General features: G+C 38.7%; 21 protein-coding genes. 4 read left to right on the top strand and 17 right to left on the bottom strand.

The window, feature by feature from the left end; translation table 11 throughout:
• Nucleotides 1-47: 47 nt before the first annotated feature.
• The 6 genes from T498_RS0101055 to T498_RS0101030 form a co-directional block, all read right to left on the bottom strand.
• Nucleotides 48-2,039: a hypothetical protein gene (locus T498_RS0101055; protein ID WP_028234311.1), complete on the bottom strand. Its 1,992-nt coding sequence runs from the start codon at nt 2,037-2,039 to the stop codon at nt 48-50.
• Complete coding sequence (locus T498_RS0101050) at nt 2,014-2,916, bottom strand: ABC transporter ATP-binding protein (protein ID WP_330372175.1); 903 nt, start codon at nt 2,914-2,916, stop codon at nt 2,014-2,016. The genes T498_RS0101055 and T498_RS0101050 overlap by 26 nt, the downstream gene beginning before the upstream one ends.
• Entirely contained in the window at nt 2,897-3,283 is a 387-nt protein-coding gene (locus T498_RS0101045; RefSeq protein ID WP_028234309.1) for a GntR family transcriptional regulator, read from the bottom strand. Before T498_RS0101045 ends, T498_RS0101050 begins: the two co-directional genes overlap by 20 nt.
• A 121-nt stretch (nt 3,284-3,404) precedes the next feature.
• Nucleotides 3,405-4,427: an SPFH domain-containing protein gene (locus T498_RS14500; protein ID WP_036977590.1), complete on the bottom strand. Its 1,023-nt coding sequence runs from the start codon at nt 4,425-4,427 to the stop codon at nt 3,405-3,407.
• Nucleotides 4,428-4,523: 96 nt separating this feature from the next.
• Nucleotides 4,524-5,714, bottom strand: a complete 1,191-nt coding sequence (gene coaBC, locus T498_RS0101035; RefSeq protein ID WP_028234308.1) for a bifunctional phosphopantothenoylcysteine decarboxylase/phosphopantothenate--cysteine ligase CoaBC — start codon at nt 5,712-5,714, stop codon at nt 4,524-4,526.
• Nucleotides 5,715-5,786: 72 nt separating this feature from the next.
• Nucleotides 5,787-6,704: an ECF transporter S component gene (locus T498_RS0101030; protein WP_028234307.1), complete on the bottom strand. Its 918-nt coding sequence runs from the start codon at nt 6,702-6,704 to the stop codon at nt 5,787-5,789.
• 205 nt (nt 6,705-6,909) lie between these two features.
• On the opposite strand from T498_RS0101030, the gene T498_RS0101025 reads away from it, so the two are divergent.
• The 3 genes from T498_RS0101025 to T498_RS0101015 are packed head-to-tail and all read left to right on the top strand — an operon-like array spanning nt 6,910 to nt 8,555.
• Nucleotides 6,910-7,197, top strand: a complete 288-nt coding sequence (locus T498_RS0101025) for a nucleotidyltransferase family protein (protein WP_036977589.1) — start codon at nt 6,910-6,912, stop codon at nt 7,195-7,197.
• On the top strand, nt 7,178-7,597 hold the full coding sequence (locus tag T498_RS0101020) for an HI0074 family nucleotidyltransferase substrate-binding subunit (protein ID WP_028234305.1): 420 nt from the start codon (nt 7,178-7,180) through the stop codon (nt 7,595-7,597). Before T498_RS0101025 ends, T498_RS0101020 begins: the two co-directional genes overlap by 20 nt.
• Nucleotides 7,590-8,555: a tRNA dihydrouridine synthase gene (locus T498_RS0101015; protein ID WP_028234304.1), complete on the top strand. Its 966-nt coding sequence runs from the start codon at nt 7,590-7,592 to the stop codon at nt 8,553-8,555. The genes T498_RS0101020 and T498_RS0101015 overlap by 8 nt, the downstream gene beginning before the upstream one ends.
• Here the strand turns inward: T498_RS0101015 and T498_RS0101010 are convergent.
• Nucleotides 8,523-9,227, bottom strand: coding sequence for a zinc metallopeptidase (locus tag T498_RS0101010; RefSeq protein WP_028234303.1), 705 nt, complete (start codon nt 9,225-9,227; stop codon nt 8,523-8,525). The two genes, T498_RS0101015 and T498_RS0101010, sit on opposite strands and share 33 nt — an antisense overlap.
• A gap of 165 nt (nt 9,228-9,392) precedes the next feature.
• Here T498_RS0101010 and T498_RS14495 point away from each other — a divergent pair, with 165 nt between their 5' ends.
• Nucleotides 9,393-9,629 carry a DUF6465 family protein gene (locus T498_RS14495; RefSeq protein ID WP_051524524.1) on the top strand — a complete coding sequence of 79 codons (237 nt, stop codon included), beginning with the start codon at nt 9,393-9,395 and terminating at the stop codon, nt 9,627-9,629.
• A 694-nt stretch (nt 9,630-10,323) separates the two neighbouring features.
• Here the strand turns inward: T498_RS14495 and ptsP are convergent.
• From ptsP to T498_RS0100955, 10 genes are all read right to left on the bottom strand, one after another.
• Nucleotides 10,324-12,027 carry a phosphoenolpyruvate--protein phosphotransferase gene (gene ptsP / locus T498_RS0101000; RefSeq protein ID WP_028234302.1) on the bottom strand — a complete coding sequence of 568 codons (1,704 nt, stop codon included), beginning with the start codon at nt 12,025-12,027 and terminating at the stop codon, nt 10,324-10,326.
• Nucleotides 12,028-12,045: 18 nt separating this feature from the next.
• The gene (locus tag T498_RS0100995; RefSeq protein WP_028234301.1) at nt 12,046-12,309 is read right to left on the bottom strand and encodes an HPr family phosphocarrier protein; all 264 of its coding nucleotides are present in this window, start codon (nt 12,307-12,309) and stop codon (nt 12,046-12,048) included.
• Between the two features lie 192 nt (nt 12,310-12,501).
• Nucleotides 12,502-14,415: a PTS fructose transporter subunit IIABC gene (locus tag T498_RS0100990; protein ID WP_028234300.1), complete on the bottom strand. Its 1,914-nt coding sequence runs from the start codon at nt 14,413-14,415 to the stop codon at nt 12,502-12,504.
• Between the two features lie 11 nt (nt 14,416-14,426).
• A complete protein-coding gene (gene pfkB / locus T498_RS0100985) occupies nt 14,427-15,332 on the bottom strand; it encodes a 1-phosphofructokinase (protein WP_028234299.1) in 906 nt (301 codons plus the stop codon).
• 17 nt (nt 15,333-15,349) lie between these two features.
• Nucleotides 15,350-16,102 carry a DeoR/GlpR family DNA-binding transcription regulator gene (locus tag T498_RS0100980; protein WP_028234298.1) on the bottom strand — a complete coding sequence of 251 codons (753 nt, stop codon included), beginning with the start codon at nt 16,100-16,102 and terminating at the stop codon, nt 15,350-15,352.
• Nucleotides 16,103-16,315: 213 nt separating this feature from the next.
• Complete coding sequence (locus T498_RS16020) at nt 16,316-19,357, bottom strand: EAL domain-containing protein (protein WP_051524523.1); 3,042 nt, start codon at nt 19,355-19,357, stop codon at nt 16,316-16,318.
• Between the two features lie 168 nt (nt 19,358-19,525).
• Complete coding sequence (locus T498_RS0100970; protein WP_028234297.1) at nt 19,526-20,002, bottom strand: hypothetical protein; 477 nt, start codon at nt 20,000-20,002, stop codon at nt 19,526-19,528.
• Between the two features lie 24 nt (nt 20,003-20,026).
• A complete protein-coding gene (locus T498_RS0100965) occupies nt 20,027-20,971 on the bottom strand; it encodes a flavodoxin family protein (RefSeq protein ID WP_028234296.1) in 945 nt (314 codons plus the stop codon).
• A 71-nt stretch (nt 20,972-21,042) separates the two neighbouring features.
• Complete coding sequence (locus tag T498_RS16015; RefSeq protein WP_051524522.1) at nt 21,043-21,474, bottom strand: hypothetical protein; 432 nt, start codon at nt 21,472-21,474, stop codon at nt 21,043-21,045.
• Nucleotides 21,475-21,476: 2 nt separating this feature from the next.
• Entirely contained in the window at nt 21,477-22,691 is a 1,215-nt protein-coding gene (locus T498_RS0100955) for an MFS transporter (protein WP_028234295.1), read from the bottom strand.
• Nucleotides 22,692-22,717 lie beyond the last annotated feature (26 nt).

Below are 22,717 nucleotides of genomic sequence, written 5' to 3'. Positions count from 1 at the left end.
GAATAGTTCTCGTTTAAAATTGGATAGAGAATTAAGAAATAAGCAATTTAGTATAATATTGGGCCTTCCCCTACTGGATTACCCATAGCCTTATTGTACTCCTCGTAGGTAAGGATTTCGCTGTCATCATAATAGAATCCTTCGTCCTTTAAGGCCTTTAATGTATTTGTGCACTTTCTTGTAAGTGCTGCATAAATATTTCTCTCATAGGTTGGTTCTGGGTCCATATATTGGTAATCCCAATAGGTATCCTCATCAGAGAAATATGGTATCTTTTTGTTAGATACAGTGAAACTAAAGTCGTTGTACAACTGATCATCAATTTCAGGATTGTAATTGTCTTCTCCAAAGCTTGTTGTGAAAAGATTTCCTTCATCGATATCCTTAAGCACAGCATCATATACTTTCTTGAACTTGGCTTTCTTCTCTCTTTCTGTGAGATAATCGAAGCTTTCCCAATTGCTAACGAAATCATTAAGGTTTTCATCATATGTATATGTGCTAAAGCTCATTTCTTTAATATCACAGTTGTTCCAGATATTTCCAATAATATGCTCTTTAATTTGAGCTGGATTATTAAGATAATCAAGGATTGGCTGTGTTGCTGATACATAAGCTTCGCTTACCATATCAGACTTTGTATCCACTACTGCATAAGAACGTAGAATGACCTTGCCATTCTTAAGCTTGTACTTAATTGTAAAGTTGCCACCAGGAACATCTTTGTACAACACATTTACATCCCTAATTTCCTGCTTATCTGCAAGAAATCCTTTATGTAGCTCCCTTACTGATAGAATATCGTCTTCATCGGTGAAAACCATTGTGTAATTAGATTGAATACCTACCCAAGCAATATCGTTTGCACTAGGGATTTTATTTTCCACCTTAAATACATCAGCTCTAATAAGAACCATGGCTACAAGAGCTGCCACAGTATATCCAACCATCATTCCAAAGCGTTTTGCTGAAAATACCCTGACAGTTTTTTCTATCATCATTTGTGTCGCTAAGAAAATAATACAACCAATTATAAGTGTTGCGACTATAGCAATAGTAAATCTACTGTTATAAGTCTGATAATGAATAGAATCAACTAATCCTGCTACAAATGCACCAGCTACCATTGAAACAAAGAATGATACGCCTACGGCAAATACTGGCTTCAAGAAAGGAACAGAGATAAAATCCTGAACCGTTTCAAGCTTTTTGAACTTATATAATAGGTAAGCAACTATTAAAAGCACTACTGCTACTGCTGCATAACAGGCTATGTATTTTCCACCATCTAAAGAATGAGTAAATGTTTTAATCATTCCAAGCTCATCGTAAGTTTTATATGTTGATACCATACAATTGTTATCAATAAAAACTACTGGAGAGAATGGTGTAAAGCTGATGCTAGTTAACGATTCACTCATACCAAATAACAGTAAGCTTGCCATTAATCTAAATGCTAATTCAATCAGGAAATAAAGGTAATTAAATATGATATAGAACACTACAGCTGTAGCAATCTGTCCTGATGTCATAAGTGAAAAGATTGCTATGGCAAGGAATAATTCCACCGATACAACGCCAATCAATGTCCAATACCATATCGCATCAAATGCATAAGCGTGCTCTGCCGCTGCCACTATAGTCATGACAATACCGTTTAGTATAAGTGGCACAGTGGCTACCACCGAACTTGAAAGAAATCCGCTAAAGAATAAGCTCTTTCTACTTACTGGAAAGGCATGAACCATGTAATTATCTCTTTTGAAGAATAAATACTTAAATGTAAGGCCAGCCACAACTATTGCCACGATACAGGCAATATAAGCATTTGGTCTATATGCATATGACTCATATAAACATGCTGTTCTGGTATATCCAGAATCTGAATACCAATACTCTTCAAAATGCGCCATTTGAATAATAAATGCAACTGGCTGCATTAATGTTAAGATGATGAAATATAGCAAGCCAACTATCCATGTCCTACTGATGTTCTTTTTAAACACTGTAAAGTTAAAAAATGATGTCTTTGACTGCATAATTCTCACCTCCTAACTCGTAAATGAATATCTCTTCAAGAGTAAGTGGCAATACATCCATAAGAATAGGATTCATTGCTCCTATAGCTCTTTCTGCAGCTCTAGGCTCTCCCTTTACAATCAGTGTATGAACACGTCCTGTTGTAATTTTCTTAAGAACCTTTATATCCTCAGGTAGCGCTGGCATATCGCCATCAAATGCTATCTGAATCTTTGTAATGGATGTCTGCAATTCATCAAGAGATCTCTCAATGAGAATCTTGCCATGATTCATAATTCCTACGTGGTCACATACATCTTCAAGCTCTCTAAGGTTATGTGAGCTTACAAGTACTGTAAGACCATTTTCTGCTACATCAGACATGATTAAGCTCCACATCTGACGTCTCATAACTGGATCCAGACCATCTACTGGCTCATCCAAAATCATAAGCTCTGGGCGAGATGCTATAGAAAGCATAAATGCCACTTGTTTTTGCATACCTTTAGAAAGTGTACGAACCATTTTCTTAGGATTTACTTCTGGGAAGCACTCGAGAATTTTCTTGAAAAGTGCCTCGTCAAACTTTGGATATAAGCCTTTGTAATACTTCATCATATCCAGTGTGTTGGCCTGAGTAAAATAGAAAATCTCGTCAGGTATTACAGCGTAACGCTGCTTTAACTTTTCATTTTCATATACAGGCTCTCCATCTATAGTGACGCTACCGCTATCCTGCTTGTAAACACCGCATAGATGGCGAATGATTGTGGATTTGCCAGCACCATTTGGTCCCACAAGACCATAAATAGCACCTCGCTCTACATGCATATTAAGTTGGTCCAGGGCAGCAAAGTCACCGAATTTCTTAGTAACATTATTTACTTCTATCATCATCTGCCCCTCCCTTCGCTAGTTCTTCAATTCGCTTGATAAGAATATCCTTATCTTCGCATAGATACAGAAGTTCCTTTACAATCTCATCGAATTCTTTCATCAATTCTTCATTCCTCCCAGAGGTAACGTCAGCTTTTTCCGCCGCATAACTGCCCTTACCTGCAATAGTGTAAATGTAACCTTCCTGCTCTAATTCTCTATAAGCCTTTTGGATTGTGTTTGGATTGATTGATAAGCTGGTAGCCAATTCCCTGACACTTGGGAACTTTTCATCCTTTTTAATGGCTCCAGTAACAACTAATCGTCTCAAACCGTCCTTAATCTGCTCATAGATTGGCTTAGAATCCCTATAGTTTAATTGGATCATCTAATACCTCCTCTATTAGCTGTATTACGTGTCCTAATACACTTATAGCATAGGTATTTTTTTATGTCAATATAAAATAAAAAAAGTTTGCCGGTTTCCCGACAAACTTTTTGAAATCATTTTAAATATTATCAAAATCCTGATGCTCTTTAGCAAAATGCTGTGTAGTCTTTCCTTTATCTGCATCATCACAACAAGGATCAGCCTTTGATGCTGCTGGCTTTTTGGCAGGTGAATTATCAACTGGTGTGTTATTGCCAAAGCCTAACATCTCTGTCTTGAATGTAAGATCTGCTGCTGCACCTGCAAGCTCTGTAGGAACAACAATCTTAGTAGCACGACCATCTCCCATTTTCTCGAGAGCTTCAAGCTTCTTGATAAGAAGAACTCTCTCATCAATATTAGCATCCTTTAACATCTCGATACCACGAGCTTCTGCCTCGTATACAAGACGGATAGATTCAGCCTGACCTGTTGCTCTAGCAATGGCTGCATCTCTTTCAGCCTCAGCCTTTAAAACAAGTGCCTGCTTATCACCTTCTGCACGAGTGATTGATGCCTGCTTATGTCCTTCAGCCTCAAGTAATGTCTCACGACGATCACGCTCAGCCTTCATCTGCTTCTCCATTGAACGCTGAATCTCTTCAGGTGGAATGATGTTCTTTAACTCAACACGGCCAACCTTGATACCCCAAGGATCAGTAGCCTCATCAAGAATTCCCTGCATTCTAGCGTTGATATTGTCACGAGATGTAAGTGTCTGATCAAGCTCGAGCTCACCAACAAGGTTACGAAGTGTTGTAGCTGTAAGATTCTCAAGAGCTAAAATTGGGCGCTCAGCACCATAAGCATAAAGCTTTGGATCCTGAACCTTAAAATAAACTACTGTATCAATCTTCATGATAACGTTATCCTTAGTGATAACATCCTGTGGTGGAAAATCAGCAACCTGTTCCTTTAATGAAACCTTTTTTGATACACGATCAAATACTGGAATGATTACGTGAAAACCAGGACCAAGTGTCTCATGATATCTACCTAATCTTTCAATGACAAATACGTATCCCTGAGGAACAATTCGTACTCCTAATCCAATGATTATTACAAGGATAACTACTATTGTGCCTAATAAGCCTCCTACCATAACATTGCCTCCTTTAATATTTTCAATCACATCTAGTATAGCATAAAAGGGGCAACTTTCTACTTGAAAGTTACCCCCGTATAGATACATTTTTAATTATTTCCCTAAAATACTATCGAAAATAGCATTTGCTACTTCTTCTTTTGACATGATTGGCAGCTGCCAAGTCTCATCTGACATGATGATAGTCACCACGTTAGTGTCGGTTCCAAATCCAGCCCCCTGGGTCTTAAGATTGTTCGCTACTATCATATCAACATTTTTCTTTGCCAGTTTCTTTTTGGAATTCTCCAGCATGTTTTCCGTTTCCATAGAAAATCCGCAAATAAACTGGTCTTTTCTCTTATGAGCACCTAAATATGATAATATGTCCTCTGTGCGCTCTAGCTCTATTCTAGCATCTTCTGAGTCCTTCTTTTTAATCTTCTCACTAGCTACTGTTTTTGGTCGATAATCTGCTACTGCTGCACTCTTTATGATTATATCACACTCCCCGGCTTTAGCCTTAACTGCTTCAGCCATTTCAGCAGCACTTCTTATCTTAACAACATCTACAAACATTGGTGGTTCAAGTGCAACTGGTCCAGTTACAAGAGTGACATCTGCGCCACGCTCCATTGCAGCCTTTGCAATAGCGTATCCCATCTTGCCAGTACTATGATTAGTAATGTATCTGACAGGGTCGATAGCCTCCTCTGTAGGGCCTGCTGTAACAAGTACCTTCTTGCCAGCTAAATCATGCTCATGAGCCAACTCTTTTAGAATATACTGAAGTAACACTTCTGGCTCAGGCATTTTACCAGCTCCTGTATCCCCGCATGCAAGATAGCCACTAGCTGGCTCTATTATTTCGAATCCATATTTACGTAATGTTTCGATATTATCCTGTACTATTGGATTCTCAAACATGTTTGTATTCATAGCAGGACTGATAAGCTTTTTACATTTCGCCGCCAGAATAGTGGTTGTGAGCATATCATCCGCAATTCCATGTGCCATCTTTCCAATGACATTTGCACTGGCTGGCGCAACCATAAATATATCTGCGCGCTTTGCCAATGCTACATGTTCCACATTGAACTGAAAATCTCTATCAAAGGTGTCCACAAGACATTTATTTGAAGTCAAAGTTTCAAAGGTAATTGGGTTGATGAAATTTGTAGCATTTTTCGTCATGATGACATTAACATCTGCCCCCAGTTTTACAAGAGCTGATGCCAGACTTGCAATCTTGTATGCTGCAATAGATCCTGTAACTCCAAGTACTACACATTTTCCTTTTAGCATAATTACCTCCGAATATTTCTTTGATATAATTGCTGTTTTTACGCTTTACACTTTTTCAATAATTACTCTCTATTATTGAGCTAATTTTTCTTCTGTCGCTGTGGGTGTAACCGCCTTTATTTTGGTGTCTTTACCTGAGTATACTCCTGCTGGTTTAATCTTATCAAGTACGATGCCAACAAGATAAACAATCACTGCACCAACGATTGCTTCGATAACTCCGTTAAAGCTGATGATTCCGCCAATTACTCCCATAAGAGCGCTTGGGTCAATCTGAAGTACCTCTGAGTATGGGATTCTGTAAAATACATAAATGCTTCCCATAACAAGAAGTGTGTTTGTCATGGCACCTGAAATACCAGCTGTGATAAATCCAAGCGCTTTTGCATCTTTATTCATAAATAAATACTCGATAGCTACAAAAACTGCGATTCCAATAACTACTCCAATAATCTGAGCAACTGTTGTTGAAAATCCAACCTTGCCTTCAGAGATCATCTTGTTGAAGAATGCGAATACACCAAAGCCCATAATGAACGAAATGATTGTGTTGATAATTGAACCGTAAACAACTTTCTTCTCTGAACTAATTGCCTTCTTAATTCCTACATATACAAAGTAAGGAACTACACCAATGAGAATTCTTGGAACGATTGCAATAAATGTACTCTTGAAAACAAGTGCAACTGCCTGTCCAACTGTATCATGTGGAAGCATTGTAAGCGCTGCCACTGGCGAGAACGCAAAAGCTGAAGGTGTTGGTGTAAGCGAGCTCTTAATAAAGCTTGTAATACCAAATACTCCTCCAAGGCATGCGCCTTTCTTTGGTCCTAAGAATAATGAACCAATGATAACTGGAATATGAAGTGTGGTTGCATTAATAACTACGAGTGGAATGTATCCGAGTGGTGTTGATGCCATTGCTACTATAATGGCAATGAATAACGCTGTGAGCACAAGCTCATAGGTCTTAGAATTGTTGCTTTGCATAAATTTCCTCCTTTTGGTAGAAGCCTATTAATGGTCTCCTCCTAGTAACACTATGCGTAAGCGTTAATTTTTTAACAGCAATTTATTTTACCATCTTATATATCGGAAGGCAACTGAATTCGCATTAGATTAATATTTTCGATTGAAAGCAAATGCTTTTGCTCATTACCAATGATATAATGTAATCATTATAGGAGGCACCAACATGGAAGTTTATACTATGCCTATTGAAGAAATAATCACTAGAGTCACAGATATTGCTCACAAGTATAATGTAAAACGTCTTGATTTATTTGGTTCTTTCGCCAATGGCACTGCTACCGAATACAGTGATATAGATTTTATAATCTACGGCTGTGACAATATTGATTTATTCGAAGAGGAAGTACAGAACATTCCTACTTTGCGTAAAATTGATATATTTAATTACGATGAAGTATGTAGTCCCGAATTAAGAGAGGATATGGATAAATATGGAAAGCAAATATATTAATAGATATAAAAGCTTATGCAAAAGTCTTGCTAATCTCAGACAATCTAGAGATGCAAATATAAATGAGCCTTTTGTGTTACCAGCTACTGTTCAAAACTATAATCTGACATTTGATCTTGCATGGAAAGTGTTAAAAGAATTAGTTACTAATGAATTTGGATTAACTGATTTTGCAGCTGGTTCACCAAGGGAGACTTTAAAATCAGCTCATTCTGTTGGGCTAATCAGAGATGATAGATGGATGGATATGCTTAGAGTTAGAAACACCCTTGCCCATGATTACGATGGTCAAGTAGCTCTTAGATATTTTGAAGATATTGTGGGTGACTATTATATCTTATTAGAGTCTTTAGTTCGAGAAATAGCACATTATTATAATACGGAGCCAGATAATGAATAAAATTTATTTAGCCCCTTTAGAGGGTGTTACAGATAGCATATACAGAAACACATTTGAGATATATTACGGTGGCGTGGATAAATATTTCACGCCATTTATTTCGCCTAATTCTACTTTTAAATTCACGGCAAGAGAATTTAGGGACATCAACCCAGAAACAAATAATATAAAAACAACTGTACCTCAACTACTTACTAATAATAGCGAACATTTTCTCTGGGCAGTTAAGGAAATAGCTTCGCTCGGTTACAAGGAGATTAATTTCAATTTAGGCTGCCCTAGCGGCACTGTTGTAGCCAAGAAAAAAGGCTCTGGTCTACTCTTCTATCCTGAAGAGCTAGATAAGATGCTTTATGAAGTATTTGAAGGTTTACCATCTGGCGTAGATATTTCTATTAAGACAAGACTTGGAAAAAATGATCCTGAAGAGTTCTACGAGATTCTTGATATCTACAATAAATATCCTATCAGCGAATTAACTATACACCCTAGAATTCAGTCAGATTTTTACAAGGCTCCTATTAGGCCTGAGTTTTTCGACTATGCTACCATCCACAGCAAGGCTCCTCTTGTATTTAATGGAGATGTAAATTCTGTAGGCAACATTAACGACTTATATCGTAAATACGATAATCTAAACGCTATTATGATAGGTCGAGGACTGATTGCAAATCCTGGCCTTGCATTAGCATGTAAAAAAGGCCTAGAGGATAAAGATATCTCTCTAGACCTTACATTATTCAAGAAATTTCATGATGATTTACTGGCTCAGTACACTGAAATACTATCAGGAGAAAAGCCCGTTTTACACCGTATGAAAGAGTTTCTTGCCTTCTGGCAAATAAACTTTCAAGGGGAAGAGAAAATCATCAAAAAGCTACGCAAATCAAATCGTATATGCGAATATCGTGACTACGTAAATACGTTAATCTCTTCTTCTGCCACCACTAACGATTAGTACCAATCTGAGCAACTGCAATATAGTTGTAAACAATGCTGCCACGTATGTCAATGCTGCTGCCTTAAGCACCTTTGTAGCACCCCTATGCTCTTCTCCTTCAAGGATATGATCCTGGTCAAGGATTCTAAGAGCTCTGGCACTGGCATCAAATTCAACCGGCAATGTAATCAGCTGAAACACTACTACAAATGTAAATAAGAACACGCCAATCTGTGCCACTGGTGTACTACCAAGTGCTAAACCAATAATAATAACTGGCCATGAAATCCATGATCCAATGTTAGCAAGTGGTACAGATGCGGCACGCATCTTAAGTGGAGCATAACCCTCACTATGCTGGATTGCATGTCCACACTCGTGAGCTGCAACGCCAATAGCGGCTACACTTGTTTTTCCATATACCGCATCAGACAATCTAAGCACCTTCTCATTTGGAGAATAGTGATCTGTAAGATTTCCTCTTATTCTTTCAATCCTCACATCATAAATTCCTGCAGCATGTAAAATATGTTCTGCCACCTGATTAGATGTGGTACCACGATAGCTTCTGATTTTACTGTATTTATTATAAGTAAAGCGAACATTCAAAGATGCTATACCACTAATTATCGCACCTATAATAACTAGTATGATTGTTGGGTCGTAATACATTCCATATCCGTAATACATATTATTCCTCCTTTTTTATATAACAATAGTATATAGCTTACTCTTTCACATTCCTAATAAAATTTTCTAAAATCTTTATTAATTTTTTTGCTTTTTTTTGCCACTTTAGATATAATGTCCATTGTACGTAATAATTATTTATTCCAAACATGGGAGGATTATGAAATGGCAAATACAACAACAAAGAAAACAACTACAAAGAAAGCAGTTTCTTCATCTTCAGTAATTCAGTTCCAGGGAATCGAATTCTCAGAGACAGACTGCGTAAAGAAAGCTACAGCAGGCTTCAAGAAAGCATACAAGGGCGTTGAACTTGAGTCCCTCAACGTATACATCAAGCCTGAAGAGCACAAAATCTACTACGTAGCAAACACAGACAAGGTTGGCTCAGTAGACTTATAAGATTCACAAAACACATTGCCCCACCACATTTGTGGCGGGGCTTTTTGCTGCCCATATCTATCACTATCAGGGGCCAATGGCACGTGTGGGCTTAGCATTCTCTTTTTCTCGCATCGTCTGCAGATTTTGATTTTGTAAGCGGCACGTCTCGCATTTCTAATTACACGTGTTCTTTCAAAGTTTGACAATTCTATCGTCATAGTATGTACACCACAGACACACTAAGTAAAACATCTGATTTATGTATGCACTCCTAGTATGGTGCTTGATTTTGGAATGAACCTAGTGAAATAGAAATGATGTTTTGACAGATATGGGTACGACGAGCCACGGATGGCGAGGAGAACGAGAGCTGAACACGGATGTGAATCTCGAGTGGTACCCATATCTGCAAAACTCATTTCGTTATTTCACTTGGTGAATGTAATATGAAAGCACCATACTAGGAGTGCATGCATAAATCAGATAGAGAATTTTCAGTGTCTGTGGTGTACACACAATGCCTTCGAATTGTCAAAGCTGCGAAAGGACACGTGGTTATGCTCACCTGTGCCGCTAACGAAATCTAAAATCTTTGCGCTGTCTATCGAAAAAGAAAGTGTTCCAGGCCCACACGTGCCATTGGCCCCGCCTCCATAATTTAGGGCAGCAAAAAGCCCCTAGGGTTACCTAGGGGCAATGTGTTTTATGAATATTATTTCGCTTCAGCCTTAAGTAATGCTACGATTTCGGCTTCTGTTGTAAGCGAAAGGACCTTCTCAGCGAGGGCGTCTGCCTCAGCCTTTGTCCACTTTGAAATGATTGAACGTGCAGTAAGAACAAGAACAGGGTTAACGCTGTACTCGTTGAGGCCGAAGGAAATAAGTAGTGGAATCATGAGCGGATCAGCTGCTGCTTCACCACACATACCTACTGTAATTCCTGCCTTGTTACCAGCTTCGATGATGTTCTTGATTGAACGAAGTACTGCTGGCTGGAATGCTGAATATAAGTAAGCTACGTTAGCGTTACCTCTATCAACACTCATTGTGTACTGTGTTAAGTCGTTAGTTCCGATTGAGAAGAAATCAGCTTCCTTTGCAAGCATATCTGCAATAAGAGATGCTGCTGCAGTCTCAACCATGCAACCAACTTCGATGTTCTCGTCGAATGCAATACCAGCTTCTCTAAGCTCTGCCTTGCACTCTTCAACTAATGCCTTTACAGCTCTAACTTCCTCTACACATGTTACAAGAGGAATCATGATCTTTACTTTACCAAATGCACTTGCTCTAAGGATTCCCTTAAGCTGCATCTTGTACATGTCTGAGTTGCTGAGGCAATATCTAACTGCTCTGTATCCTAAGAATGGGTTCTCTTCCTTCTCAAGTCCGAGGTAAGGGATATCCTTATCACCACCGATATCAAGAGTACGGATGATTACTGTCTTGCCACTCATAGTTTCAACAGCTTCTTTGTATGCTTCGAACTGCTCATCCTCTGTTGGAAGATGTGGTCTGTCCATGAATAAGAATTCTGAACGGAAAAGACCGATACCTTCACCATCACATTCGATAGCCTTTCTAGCATCCTTTGGTGTACCGATGTTGCAGAATAATTCTACTTCTGTACCATCTGCAGTAACTGTCTTCTTGCCAAGGAAGTTCTTAAGCTCAGCCTGAGCCTTAACAAACTCCTCGCGCTTTCTAACATACTGAGAGATTACCTCTCCATCTGGATTAATATATACATCACCTTCAGTACCATCAACGATAGCTGTATCCTTGTCTTTAACAAGCTCAGTGATGTTTGGAACAGAAAGAACTGCAGGAATCTCAAGAGCTCTTGCTAAAATTGCAGAGTGAGATGTCTTTCCACCAACTTCTGTAATAATACCAACAACATTTTCCTTAACAATCTGAGATGTCATAGATGGTGTAAGGTCATGTGCTACAAGTATTGTACCAGGTGCAACAGTGCTGATATCTACATCTGCGATTCCAAGCAAAAGCTTGAGAAGGCTGATCTTAATATCTGAAATATCTGATGCACGCTGACGCATCATATCGTCTTCCATCTTAGAGAACATTCCGATGAACATATCGCATACTGCTGTAACTGCAGCTTCTGCGCACTGTCCAGCCTCAATCATCTTAGTCATCTCACCAGCCATTGTAGGATCTGCGATCATAGCAAGGTGACCTTCCATGATTTCAGCTTCCTTTGGGCCAATGTTCTTTCTGATGTTTTCGGCCATAGCAGCTGTCTCGGTTTTGAATTTGTCGATTGCCTCGTTGAATCTAGCCTTTTCTGCTTCTGTATCATCAATATGCTTAGATTCAAATGACAGATCGTGTTCTACTATAAGACAGATACTACCAATTCCTATTCCCCTAGATGCTTCTATGCCTTTATACATTAATACGCTCCTTCTAAATTAATCTCCGAGTCCACTCTCAACAAGCTCAACAGCCTTAGCAAGTGCTGCTTCCTCATCAGAACCGTTGCAAACGATCTCGATCTCAGCACCACACTTAATGCAAGCTGCCATAAGCATCATAACGCTCTTTCCATCAAACTCGTTACCGTTAAACTTAATCTTAACATCTGAGTCGAATGGAGTAACTGCTGCAGAGAAAACTGTAGCTGGACGCATGTGCATACCCTGCTCGTTTGTTACCTTAACTACCTTTGAAACCATAAATAACTCCTTTCGTTTCAACAAATAAATTATAATCTTTGTTTTATACCTCTATACTCCATAGCTTCCCAGTTCTACAGAGTACAAAAATATAAAACCCATTCTGGGGGCATAAAGCTCCCAGAATGGTAATTATATAATATTCTTAACTATTTTTCAAAACAATTTTGCATTTTACACAATTTATTTTGATTATTCTGCAGCGTTCTTCTTAAGTAATCCTAAGAGTACACAGCTTACTACTGAACCGATAGCAAGTGCTACAAGGTAAAGTGCCCAGTTTCCTACTACAGGGAATACGAAGATTCCACCGTGAGGAGCCATAAGTGTACACTTGAATGCCATTGAAAGTGCACCAGCTACACCAGAACCAACCATAAGTGATGGGATTACGTGTAATGGATCAGCAGCTGCAAATGGGATAGCACCCTCTGTGATGAAGCAGAAGCCCATGATGAAGTTTACAGGACCAGACTTTCTTTCAGCCTCTGTAAATTTCTTAGGGAAGATGAGTGTTGCAAGTGCAATTGCGATAGGAGGTACCATACCACCAACCATAACTGCTGCCATAATCATCCAACCTGTAGGGTTTTCCTGGCTTGCTTCTGCAAGAGCAGCTGTACCGAATACGTATGCAGCCTTGTTAAGTGGGCCACCCATATCTGTTGCCATCATTGCACCAAGTACAATACCAAGTGGTACAAGTGATGTTGTTCCCATACCGTTAAGTACTCCAGAAATCCAAGCATTAAGTGCACCAACGAGTGGGTTGATTGCGCACATTACAAGACCGATTACTGTAATACCAACAAGTGGATAAATAAGTACTGGCTTAATTCCTTCAAGAGACTTAGGAAGGTTCTCGCAAACACCCTCAAGCCACTTCATGAAGTAACCAGCAGCGAAACCTGCTACTAAAGCACCAAGGAATGCTGAAGGAATGTTTCCGCCAGGAGCTGCGAATGTAGCACCTGTTGAAGCAAGTAAACCACCTACGAAACCAACTGCAAGACCTGGTCTGTCAGCAATTGACTGAGCAATGAAACCTGCAAGTACTGGGAGCATGAATCCGAATGCTGCTCCACCAACTGTCTTGAACCAAGCAGCTACTGGTGTGTTAGAACCGAAGTTGCTAGGATCAATTGAATAATCATCAAGTAAGAATGCGATAGCGATAAGGATACCACCACCGATAACGAATGGAAGCATGTGTGATACACCATTCATTAAGTGCTTGTAGAGCTGACGTCCTACTGACTCATTAGCGCTGTCATCACGCTTTGTAACAGCTCCTGAGTGATGATATACAGATGCTGTCTCAGCCTTTTCGAAGAGCTTCTCTGGTGTGTGGATTGCATCCTTTGTAGATGCAAGAACAACCTTCTTACCATCGAATACGCTCATATCTACGTTCTTATCAGCTGCGATGATTACTGCGTCTGCCTCAGCGATTTCCTTAGCTGTAAGAGCATCCTTAGCTCCGCCTGAACCATCTTTTTCAACTCTGATAGAAATACCTAAATCCTTAGCCTTGAGCTCAAGTGACTCTGCAGCCATGAATGTATGTGCAATACCTGTTGGGCATGCTGTAACAGCAACAATCTTCTTTGCTGATGCTGAAACTGTTGTAGCTGTGCTTCCAGCTGCCTTCTCAGCTTCCTTAGCATCGATTAATGATAAGAACTCATCAACTGTCTTTGCCTCAACTAACTTCTTTGCAAATGTAGTATCCATAAGGAACTGCATAAGCTTTGAAAGAACCTCTAAGTGAGTATCAGCGCCACCCTCTGGAGCAGCGATCATGAATAATAAGTTAGATGGCTTTCCATCTAATGCCTTGTAATCAACACCACTTGGGCATGTGATTGCAACAAGACCAGCCTTAGCTACTGCTGCTGACTTTCCGTGAGGAACTGCAATACCGTTTCCGATAGCTGTTGACCCCTTAGCCTCACGTGCAAGGATTGCCTCTTTAAATCCTGCTACGTCATTTAAGTTGCCTACTTCGTTATGAAGTGCAATAAGTTTGTCGATCGCTTCGTTCTGGTCAGCTAATGACACCTGAAGCTTGATCCCCTTTGGATCGATGAATTCTGAGATTTTCATCATTTTCCCTCCTACAATGTGCTATATAATTTTTCTATATCAGCGGCTTTTGCAAGACCGTCTGAGAAAGCTGTTGCAGAACCTGCTGCGGTTCCCATCTTAAGAGCAGTACCATAGTCCTTCTCCTTCATGTAGCCTGCAACAAAGCCAGCTACCATTGAATCACCTGCTCCTACTGAATTTCTAACTGTACCCTTTGGTACGCCGATACGATAACGCTTGCCCTCTTCATCTACAAGCATTGCACCGTCTCCAGCCATTGAGATAAGTACGTTTCTAGCACCCATCTCCTGAAGCTTAAGTGCTCCTTCGTATATCTCATCGTCTGTGTTAAGTACCTTTCCAACAATCTCCCCGAGCTCAAAGTTATTTGGCTTTATTAAAAATGGATGATACTTCAAAACGTTTGTAAGCAAATCCTTTGTAGCATCTACTACAAACTCAATGCCCTTGCCATCCAGCATAGATAGTATCTTTTCATATACATCATCTGGAAGCGAATTTGGAATTGAACCAGCAAGGATAAGAACGTCACCCTTAACAAGTTTTGATAATCTATCAAATAATTCTTTCTGTGCTGCTTCATCTATCTTAGGTCCCTGAGCGTTAATCTCAGTTTCCTCTGTAGCCTTAAGCTTTACATTGATTCTTGAGATTCCTTCTTTTAACTGAATGAAATCTGTATCAATTCCAGCTTCTTTACAACCTTCATCGATTGCACGGCCTGTGAAACCTGCTATAAATCCAAGTGCAGTACTCTTAAGTCCGAGTTCTGAAAGCACCATGGAAACATTGATACCCTTTCCTCCGTAATAAACCTCTTCGCTAGAGGAGCGATTTGTCATACCAGGAAGTAAGTCTTTTTCCATTCTTACGACATAATCAATCGCTGGGTTAAATGTCACAGTGTAAATCATTTCATTTCCTCCTAAGTTTACTCTTCAACGACTTTCACTACAGTGTGATTAATATATTCCCTAGCCACCATCTTATCTGTGATAATGCTGCAGCTGTTAATATCTGCAAAGGTGACTGAATTAACCTGATCAAATTTACTGTGATCGGCTAGCACATATGCCATGTAGCTGTGTCTGATGGCCTCTGTCTTAATCATTGCCTCATCAACATCAGGAGTGGTAAAACCAGCTCTGATTGAAATACCATTTGTTCCCATGAAGGCTTTTGTGAAATGGTATTTTCTAATGAACTCAACACAATCCGGACCAACAACCGCCTCTGTTGAAGCTTTGAGTCTGCCACCAATCATGATTGTTTCCAGTCCTCTGTCCATAAGCTTCTTGGCATGTACTACACCGTTAGTGATGTATTTTGCTTTTTTGTTATCAATGTAATCAATCATAGTCAAGGTAGTGGTACCTGCATCTATGTAGACAAAATCATTGTCTTGAATTATTTTGGCTGCATACTTGCTTATTGTGTCTTTTTCGACTATGTGCTTTGTGGCCTTTTGACCAACTGCATCTTCTTTTGTATTGACATCTAACGAAGAAACTGCTGTTGCACCGCCAAATACCTTCACGAGCAATCCACTGCGATTAAGCTCATTAATGTCTCGTCTAATGGTGGCTGCTGAAGTATCTAACATTTCAACCAGTTCGTTAACAGAAACTGCCTTTTTCTCATTAACTATTTCTACGATTAGAGTCCGTCTTTCTTCAGTAAGCATTTGTTCACCCCTTGAACAATTTCGATTATCTTTGATTGTTCTACTGAAAATATATCATCTAAAAACGTTATGTGCAATCACAAATAATCAAAAACAATCACAGCTAATCAAAAAACGTCATTTTTCACATTTTCAAGAGCCTGGTTTTGTATATATATCACTAAACAAAAAAAGGAACGCATTATAGAAAAATGCATTCCTTCAATTTTGTTATCATTTTTTATGTTTTGCCTTGTCTTCATACATTGACTTATCAGCATTGTTAAAGAGAATATGAACATCTTTGCACTGAGAGTAGGTAGAGTAACCTATAGATACGCGCACTTTAATATCAAAGCCTGCAATTCTCTCAATTTCGGCAAACTTTATTTGAAGTTCCTGTTCAATACTTTTGATTTCAGTATTAGATTTATACTGATGAAGTATCGCGAATTCATCTCCTCCAATTCTAAATGCCACACTATTATTTGATGTAATATTCCTGATTATCTCTGCAGATTTAATGAGTACTTTATCGCCAAAATCATGTCCATACATATCATTAATCTTCTTGAATTTATCCACATCAATGAGCACCATAACAAAATCAGTACAATCTTTATCATACTGAGCCACATACTTTTGAATAATATTGTCAAATGCTCTTCTATTAAGTAACCCGGTTAGCTGATCAGTATTAGAAAGCAACTCTAACTTTTCTTTCTCTTCCAGCTGTTCTGTTACATCACTGAAAAATCCAATCAATCCCATGATTTTGCCATCAACATAAAAAGGCTGTTTACTGGCTACTATTTTACGAACCACACCTTGAACAATGCATTCGCCCTGCACATTTTTAATTGCTTTTCCTTCATTTACTACTGCCAGTTCATCTTTCATGAATGGCTCTGGATTGATATGCCAACCCATGTCCTCGTCTGTTTTTCCCCGTATGCTTTCTTGTGATTTAAGGCCATAGTAATCTAAGAACATCTGATTTGCGCCAACAAATCTCCGTTCTTTATCCTTCCAAAATACACCAACTGGCAATAACTTAAGAATATTCTCAAAGGCGTAATCTTCTATATGTTTTCCAGCTATCGTTTGTTTTGAATATAGATTTTCTCTTTCTTCATATCTAAGCTTATCCAAATAATCAGATATTTCGCTTGTTGCTTCGCTAACACAGCTAAGCAGCACTTCTAATTCCAGATATCTTACAACTCGAATTGTCACCTTCTTCCATACATATTTATTCAATGAATCCTTTATTCTAAAGAATGCAACTTTAATTCCATTCTTTTCTGCCTCTAATCTTTGCTCAACGTCATCCAGATTCATAAATTTGAGATATAATTCTCTATCATCTTTATAAATGCACTGCTTCGCAATTTCTTTAATGACATTCTTTGGAATATTATCTTTGTCTTTAATATGTAACTTACTATTAACCAAATATAGATTTTCATAAAAGTCTACATTCAATCCGAATATATCAATACACTCATATAAAGAGAATAAATACTTACTTATTACTGATGTTTTGTTTTCAAGACTTTCGTTTGAATGTATTGAATACCCGCGAATACTTACAAGGTAAGCTGCACTGTTTGTTTCTTCGTCTGATGTAATATGATGTACTTTCATATTATAGATTTTGCCGTTCTCAACAAATTGAATACTTTCTGTTCGCTTCGTTTCCTTGCTTATGGCGCAGATTTCCCAAAATTCATTTCTTTGTATCCATGACCACCCATTTTGGTTAATCATCTTTTCAACAATATCTAATGTCTCATGCCCAAATACTTTAATCTCTTGTTTGTATCCATCATTAGCATACACGAATTTCCATTTGTCATCTTTTACCACGCCAATGGCAAGAGGCAATCTCTTACTATTAAGAACCCTATCCATTCCATCTAGTGGATTTTGTTTTAGTACATCAATTCTACCAATATCATTGTAGAATTCTCTATCAAATAATCTCTCAAACTGAAGACCATTTTTAGCTATCATGCCAAGACCTTCTTCAAACGGCATAGGTCTTCCAATCAGATATCCCTGAATCAACTCACAGCCAATATCCTGCAAAAATTCCATTTGTTCAGTTGTTTCAACGCCTTCTGCAAGTGTATGGAAGCCCAGATTTTTTATCATGGAAACCATGTGCTTAATGATTATTTTTCCGTCATCAGAAGAGTCAAAACCACGCAGGAATTCCATATCGATTTTTATCAAATCGAATTCAAAATTCTTTAAGACATTTAACGATGAATAGCCACTTCCAAAATCATCCATCCAAACATCGTATCCTTTATTTCGAAGTCTACTAATCTGTTCCTGGATAAATCTTGGATTTTCCATAAGTACGCTTTCAGTTATTTCAAACTTAAACAGCTTTGGATTTACCTCATATCGAGCAATTAATTCATCTATATAAGGCACTATATCAAGAGCTTCAAAATCGATTCTGGACAAGTTGATAGAAACTGGAACTGCTCCAGGACTTCCAGCCTTTGATTGTGTAGCTATGTTTTTTATTACCTGCTCAATCACGTAAGCATCCAGCTTATAAATCAGTCGATATTCTTCCAGCACTGAGATAAACTCATTTGGATATACCACGCCCCTAGCCGGATCAATCCAGCGCACCAGTGCTTCCCAGCCACAAACATCTCCTGTGTAACTTCTTACTATAGGCTGATAGTAAACCTGGATATAGCCTTCCTTTAATGCTTCATCTAAATTATCAATTATGAACTGCTTACGGATTAGGCTTCCGCCCAATTCTTCGTCATAAAATCTATAAGCAACATCGTATTTTTTCTTGATGCTGATACAGGCCATTCTTGCCCTGTCACAGCATCTTACAGCATCAGTGCTTTCTCCATCTAAAACATAAACTCCAGCCTTCAGTTCAAGGTTTATGTTCTTTTGGATTTCTTTAACTTGTTTTCTTACTTCGGTAATTGATGTGATAATCTGAGTTGTATTTGTGCACACTACAAAATGGTCACCAGAGAACTTGGCCACCAATTGATCTTTAAAGATGTTTTTTACAATTTTAGAGATTGATACTAAGAGTTCATCGCCCTTTTCGAAGCCATAATTGGCATTAAACAGCTTAAAGTTATCCATATCAAAAAATATGAATGCAAATGTAGTACAATCTTCAGCTGTATCGATTAGTTCCTGGGCCCAAATATAAAAGCCTTGTTTATCAAGAAGGCCTGTGAGCTCATCCCGATTCTCTCTTAATATTTCAGCTTTGTTCATAATGTTCTACCTTCAGGTAACCCCAATTACTGATGTTATATATTCTACCAATAAAATGTGAACATTCTTTATATATATTATGTATATTGTACAAAAATAAAGGCCACCCGTTTCTTATAACGAATGACCTTTAAGATGGCTAACAATTTTTAATTTAGTTTTATTATTTTAAGCTAAAGCTTTTCCATCAGCTTTTGCAGCTGCGCCCTGTGCGATTGGAATAAATATCATTGCTACAACATAGCATAAAACATACATTGGAATGAATGTCCCGATAAATGCAAATAGGAATGCTGGCGCTGGTGCTCCGGCAAATATTTGCACGTTCACAAAATTCATTACAAGTCCAATGATTGCAACAAAAATTACTACTACAGGTACATTTCCCAAAAATCTTCCTGGTACGCTTTCAGGATCAATATTAAATAATCTAGGAAATCCCATGGCTATTAGCGGGATAGGGAATATCGCATTTACGATACATGCAAGCACAAATCCAATTAATATATTAATAGGTAGTGCTGGAGTAAGCAGGTTCGCTGTGTTTCCAGAAAAAATCATACCGCCAATAGACATTGCTGTTGCAAGTGGAATATTCATAACTAGATTAAATACAATAAAAAACTTTAAGCTTGGTTTTCCCATTTCTTTACCCTCCCAATAATACAATTAAACTGCCTTCGATGGTGAAGGAGTTGGAGCGCATACATTAGTATAGTGCTCCTTACGAGCTTTAAACTCAGGATCCTTGAATAAATTCATAAGACGTCCTTCATTCTGGAAGATATCATCCCCATGAAGCTTCTTTCCAGAAATTGTATCGTGAGCCTTGTGTTCATCTGCTGGATCAAACTTGAACTTAAATGCTCCGTCAATAACTTCAAGCGTACCGTGGAGACCACAAAGTTCGCACTCGCAATCTGTTGTACCTGGGTAGATGTAGAAGTTGTTGCCGTTGCAGTGAGGGCAAGCACCTTCTTTGCCCATCCACTTAGCGTTTTCAACATCCTTTGCAGCCTCTACAAGGTTACGTCCGATTTCTTTCATTCGCTCAACCTTGTCATCCTGCATGATTACATCCTTAGACCATGAGAAGTATTCATTGTTGATTACCTTCCAAGCTGGGCTAAGTGCAAGCATAGCGTGATCTGTTTCAACACGACAAGCCCAATCAGAACCACCGATACCTACGAAGGAAATTGCCTTCTTCTTAAGATACATTGGGTTGAGACCTTCCTTGCCCTGTTCCTTGAGCTTGCCATCAAGCATATGCATCATTCCAATGTCATGACCAGGGCCCATGCGGTCCGCAAGAACGTGAAATAATCCTGAACCACCCTTTTCGTAGATAGGGTCAACTACTAATACTCCATCAGCCTCTGCCATCTTATCGAAAAGCGCTGCATAATCATCCTTCTGAGTACAAATCATACCCTTGCCCATTACTAATCCTCTAGAGCAAGCTACGCATCCTGAACAGTACTTGATATCCCAATCAAATACATGAATAAACTCGATTTCTGCCCCCATTTCTTTTGCTGCTTCAAGAGCAACACGGCACATTGTATCGTTGTTGCCGTTTCTTGTTCCGCATGAAAGTCCTAAAATTTTCATACCATAAACCTCCTAATTTGTTACTAGTTCCTTTTTATAAAATTGTTCCGCTGAACATTTTTACCAAATAATTATTTGCCATACGCTAATTTAGTTACTGGCTTCTCGATAACAATACTTGTAATAAGGCCTACAATATGAAGAATAGGATAGGTAGAAACCCACGCCGATATAAGACTGTCCCCAACTCCAACATTAATAATGGCCATACAGAAGCTTACTATGGTCACGTATATTGCATTTACGATGAAATTCCTTGCTATTATCTCTTTAAAAGTGCCAGGCTTGGTCTTACAGATTTTTTCTGCAAACCAACTGCCAATTAACCCCATTGGAAGAATGACTGCCGCTACAGTATTGATTGTAAAAGCGCAACAACATCCTCTTACCCAACCAGACAAGGAATCCCCACCTGCTAGTATGGTCGCTGTCGTATTGATTGAAAGGGCCATACATACATTGATGATTACATTCCATCTGAAAAAGCGAATTTTATCATCCATTTCTATTTTCCTTTCGCAGGTCTTTTAATTAATAAAGTGCAAATTGTCGCAAGTACAATTGCTCCAATCATTATCATGAAAATGCTAAGATATGTTCCTTGCATATCGTAAATCATGCCTGCAAGAGTCCCGCCAAATGATGCTAATAGCAAATTCAAATTGATAATTGAAAAGTTTACTGGATAATTCTTAACACCATAGAAGTCCATTATGTATGCCGAGTTTGTTGGTGTGACCCCACCGTATGAGAGGCCAAAGAATATAAATCCTACTACTACAAGTGGAAGACTTGCTGCATTTATTCCAACAATGTTGATAAGTACTGAAACTAAGTAAAGCCCACAGTTTAAAAGCATTGTTTTCTTCTGTCCAAGCTTGTCATACAAGCCGCCAAAAATCACTCGACCAATTCCGTTGAATACGGAAATAAGTCCTACGATTGTGGCAATTCCTCCTGCTTCAAGAGCAGGTGCTGTCTCTGTAACTATTCCACTTGCCTGTGCGATAAGTGCAAGAGCTGCCGCGCTTAGCAATATCGCATATACGAAGTAAAGCCAAAAGCTCACCTTCGAAATCATTTCTATTGTTGTGTAATCCTCTGATGTGTCGTTCTTTGATTTTTGCTCTTCTACCGCATATACTTTCTGCTCTTCGGCAGTAGGTTTTCTTACGATAAATGCTCCGATGAAGATTACCGCAAATACGATAATTCCAAGAGCTTTAAACTCTGTTCTCCATCCATATGAACCCAGAAGTCCCGCATAAACCTTTCCTATAATAAAAGCACCAATTCCAAATCCCATAAGAAGGATTCCAGAAATAAGTCCTTTTTTGTCTGGGAACCATTTAGTTACGCTTCCCATGACGGCATTATAGGAGAAACCTGCTCCTAGGCCGGCTAACACACCAAAGCCTAAGTAAAGCATTCCAATAGAAGAAATCACGCTGACTAATTCAAAGCCAATTAAGAAAAGCACAGCTGATGTGATAAAGATGTATCTTTCCTTAATTTTTCCTGCTACTAATCCTGCAATAAGTCCGCCTATGCAAAAGAAGCTCATTGCAAGAGTGAAGGTTAAGGAAAGTGCCCCCTTGCTCCAAGAAGTAAACTCCGAAGCAATAGGACTGGAAAGTACGCTCCATGCATAGATTAATCCTGCAAACAAAAGCACGATTACGCCAGCTATTGCATAAATCCATCTATTAGTATTTTTCATTTATTAATCTCCAAATTTTCAATAAC

The organism is Pseudobutyrivibrio sp. MD2005, from assembly GCF_000621865.1.
Taxonomy (GTDB): Bacteria; Bacillota; Clostridia; order Lachnospirales; family Lachnospiraceae; genus Pseudobutyrivibrio.
The sequence above is the reverse complement of the archived record's forward strand: the minus strand, read 5'-3'. Positions and strand labels throughout refer to the sequence as shown.

What these genes read in the sequence shown, in the direction of transcription:
- T498_RS0101055 (WP_028234311.1), bottom strand. Translation starts at nt 2,039, where the DNA reads ATGCAGTCAAAGACATCATTTTTTAACTTTACAGTGTTTAAAAAGAAC.
- T498_RS0101050 (WP_330372175.1), bottom strand. Translation starts at nt 2,916, where the DNA reads ATGATGATAGAAGTAAATAATGTTACTAAGAAATTCGGTGACTTTGCT.
- T498_RS0101045 (WP_028234309.1), bottom strand. Translation starts at nt 3,283, where the DNA reads ATGATCCAATTAAACTATAGGGATTCTAAGCCAATCTATGAGCAGATT.
- T498_RS14500 (WP_036977590.1), bottom strand. Translation starts at nt 4,427, where the DNA reads ATGGTAGGAGGCTTATTAGGCACAATAGTAGTTATCCTTGTAATAATC.
- coaBC (WP_028234308.1), bottom strand. Translation starts at nt 5,714, where the DNA reads ATGCTAAAAGGAAAATGTGTAGTACTTGGAGTTACAGGATCTATTGCA.
- T498_RS0101030 (WP_028234307.1), bottom strand. Translation starts at nt 6,704, where the DNA reads ATGCAAAGCAACAATTCTAAGACCTATGAGCTTGTGCTCACAGCGTTA.
- T498_RS0101025 (WP_036977589.1), top strand. Translation starts at nt 6,910, where the DNA reads ATGGAAGTTTATACTATGCCTATTGAAGAAATAATCACTAGAGTCACA.
- T498_RS0101020 (WP_028234305.1), top strand. Translation starts at nt 7,178, where the DNA reads ATGGAAAGCAAATATATTAATAGATATAAAAGCTTATGCAAAAGTCTT.
- T498_RS0101015 (WP_028234304.1), top strand. Translation starts at nt 7,590, where the DNA reads ATGAATAAAATTTATTTAGCCCCTTTAGAGGGTGTTACAGATAGCATA.
- T498_RS0101010 (WP_028234303.1), bottom strand. Translation starts at nt 9,227, where the DNA reads ATGTATTACGGATATGGAATGTATTACGACCCAACAATCATACTAGTT.
- T498_RS14495 (WP_051524524.1), top strand. Translation starts at nt 9,393, where the DNA reads ATGGCAAATACAACAACAAAGAAAACAACTACAAAGAAAGCAGTTTCT.
- ptsP (WP_028234302.1), bottom strand. Translation starts at nt 12,027, where the DNA reads ATGTATAAAGGCATAGAAGCATCTAGGGGAATAGGAATTGGTAGTATC.
- T498_RS0100995 (WP_028234301.1), bottom strand. Translation starts at nt 12,309, where the DNA reads ATGGTTTCAAAGGTAGTTAAGGTAACAAACGAGCAGGGTATGCACATG.
- T498_RS0100990 (WP_028234300.1), bottom strand. Translation starts at nt 14,415, where the DNA reads ATGAAAATCTCAGAATTCATCGATCCAAAGGGGATCAAGCTTCAGGTG.
- pfkB (WP_028234299.1), bottom strand. Translation starts at nt 15,332, where the DNA reads ATGATTTACACTGTGACATTTAACCCAGCGATTGATTATGTCGTAAGA.
- T498_RS0100980 (WP_028234298.1), bottom strand. Translation starts at nt 16,102, where the DNA reads ATGCTTACTGAAGAAAGACGGACTCTAATCGTAGAAATAGTTAATGAG.
- T498_RS16020 (WP_051524523.1), bottom strand. Translation starts at nt 19,357, where the DNA reads ATGAACAAAGCTGAAATATTAAGAGAGAATCGGGATGAGCTCACAGGC.
- T498_RS0100970 (WP_028234297.1), bottom strand. Translation starts at nt 20,002, where the DNA reads ATGGGAAAACCAAGCTTAAAGTTTTTTATTGTATTTAATCTAGTTATG.
- T498_RS0100965 (WP_028234296.1), bottom strand. Translation starts at nt 20,971, where the DNA reads ATGAAAATTTTAGGACTTTCATGCGGAACAAGAAACGGCAACAACGAT.
- T498_RS16015 (WP_051524522.1), bottom strand. Translation starts at nt 21,474, where the DNA reads ATGGATGATAAAATTCGCTTTTTCAGATGGAATGTAATCATCAATGTA.
- T498_RS0100955 (WP_028234295.1), bottom strand. Translation starts at nt 22,691, where the DNA reads ATGAAAAATACTAATAGATGGATTTATGCAATAGCTGGCGTAATCGTG.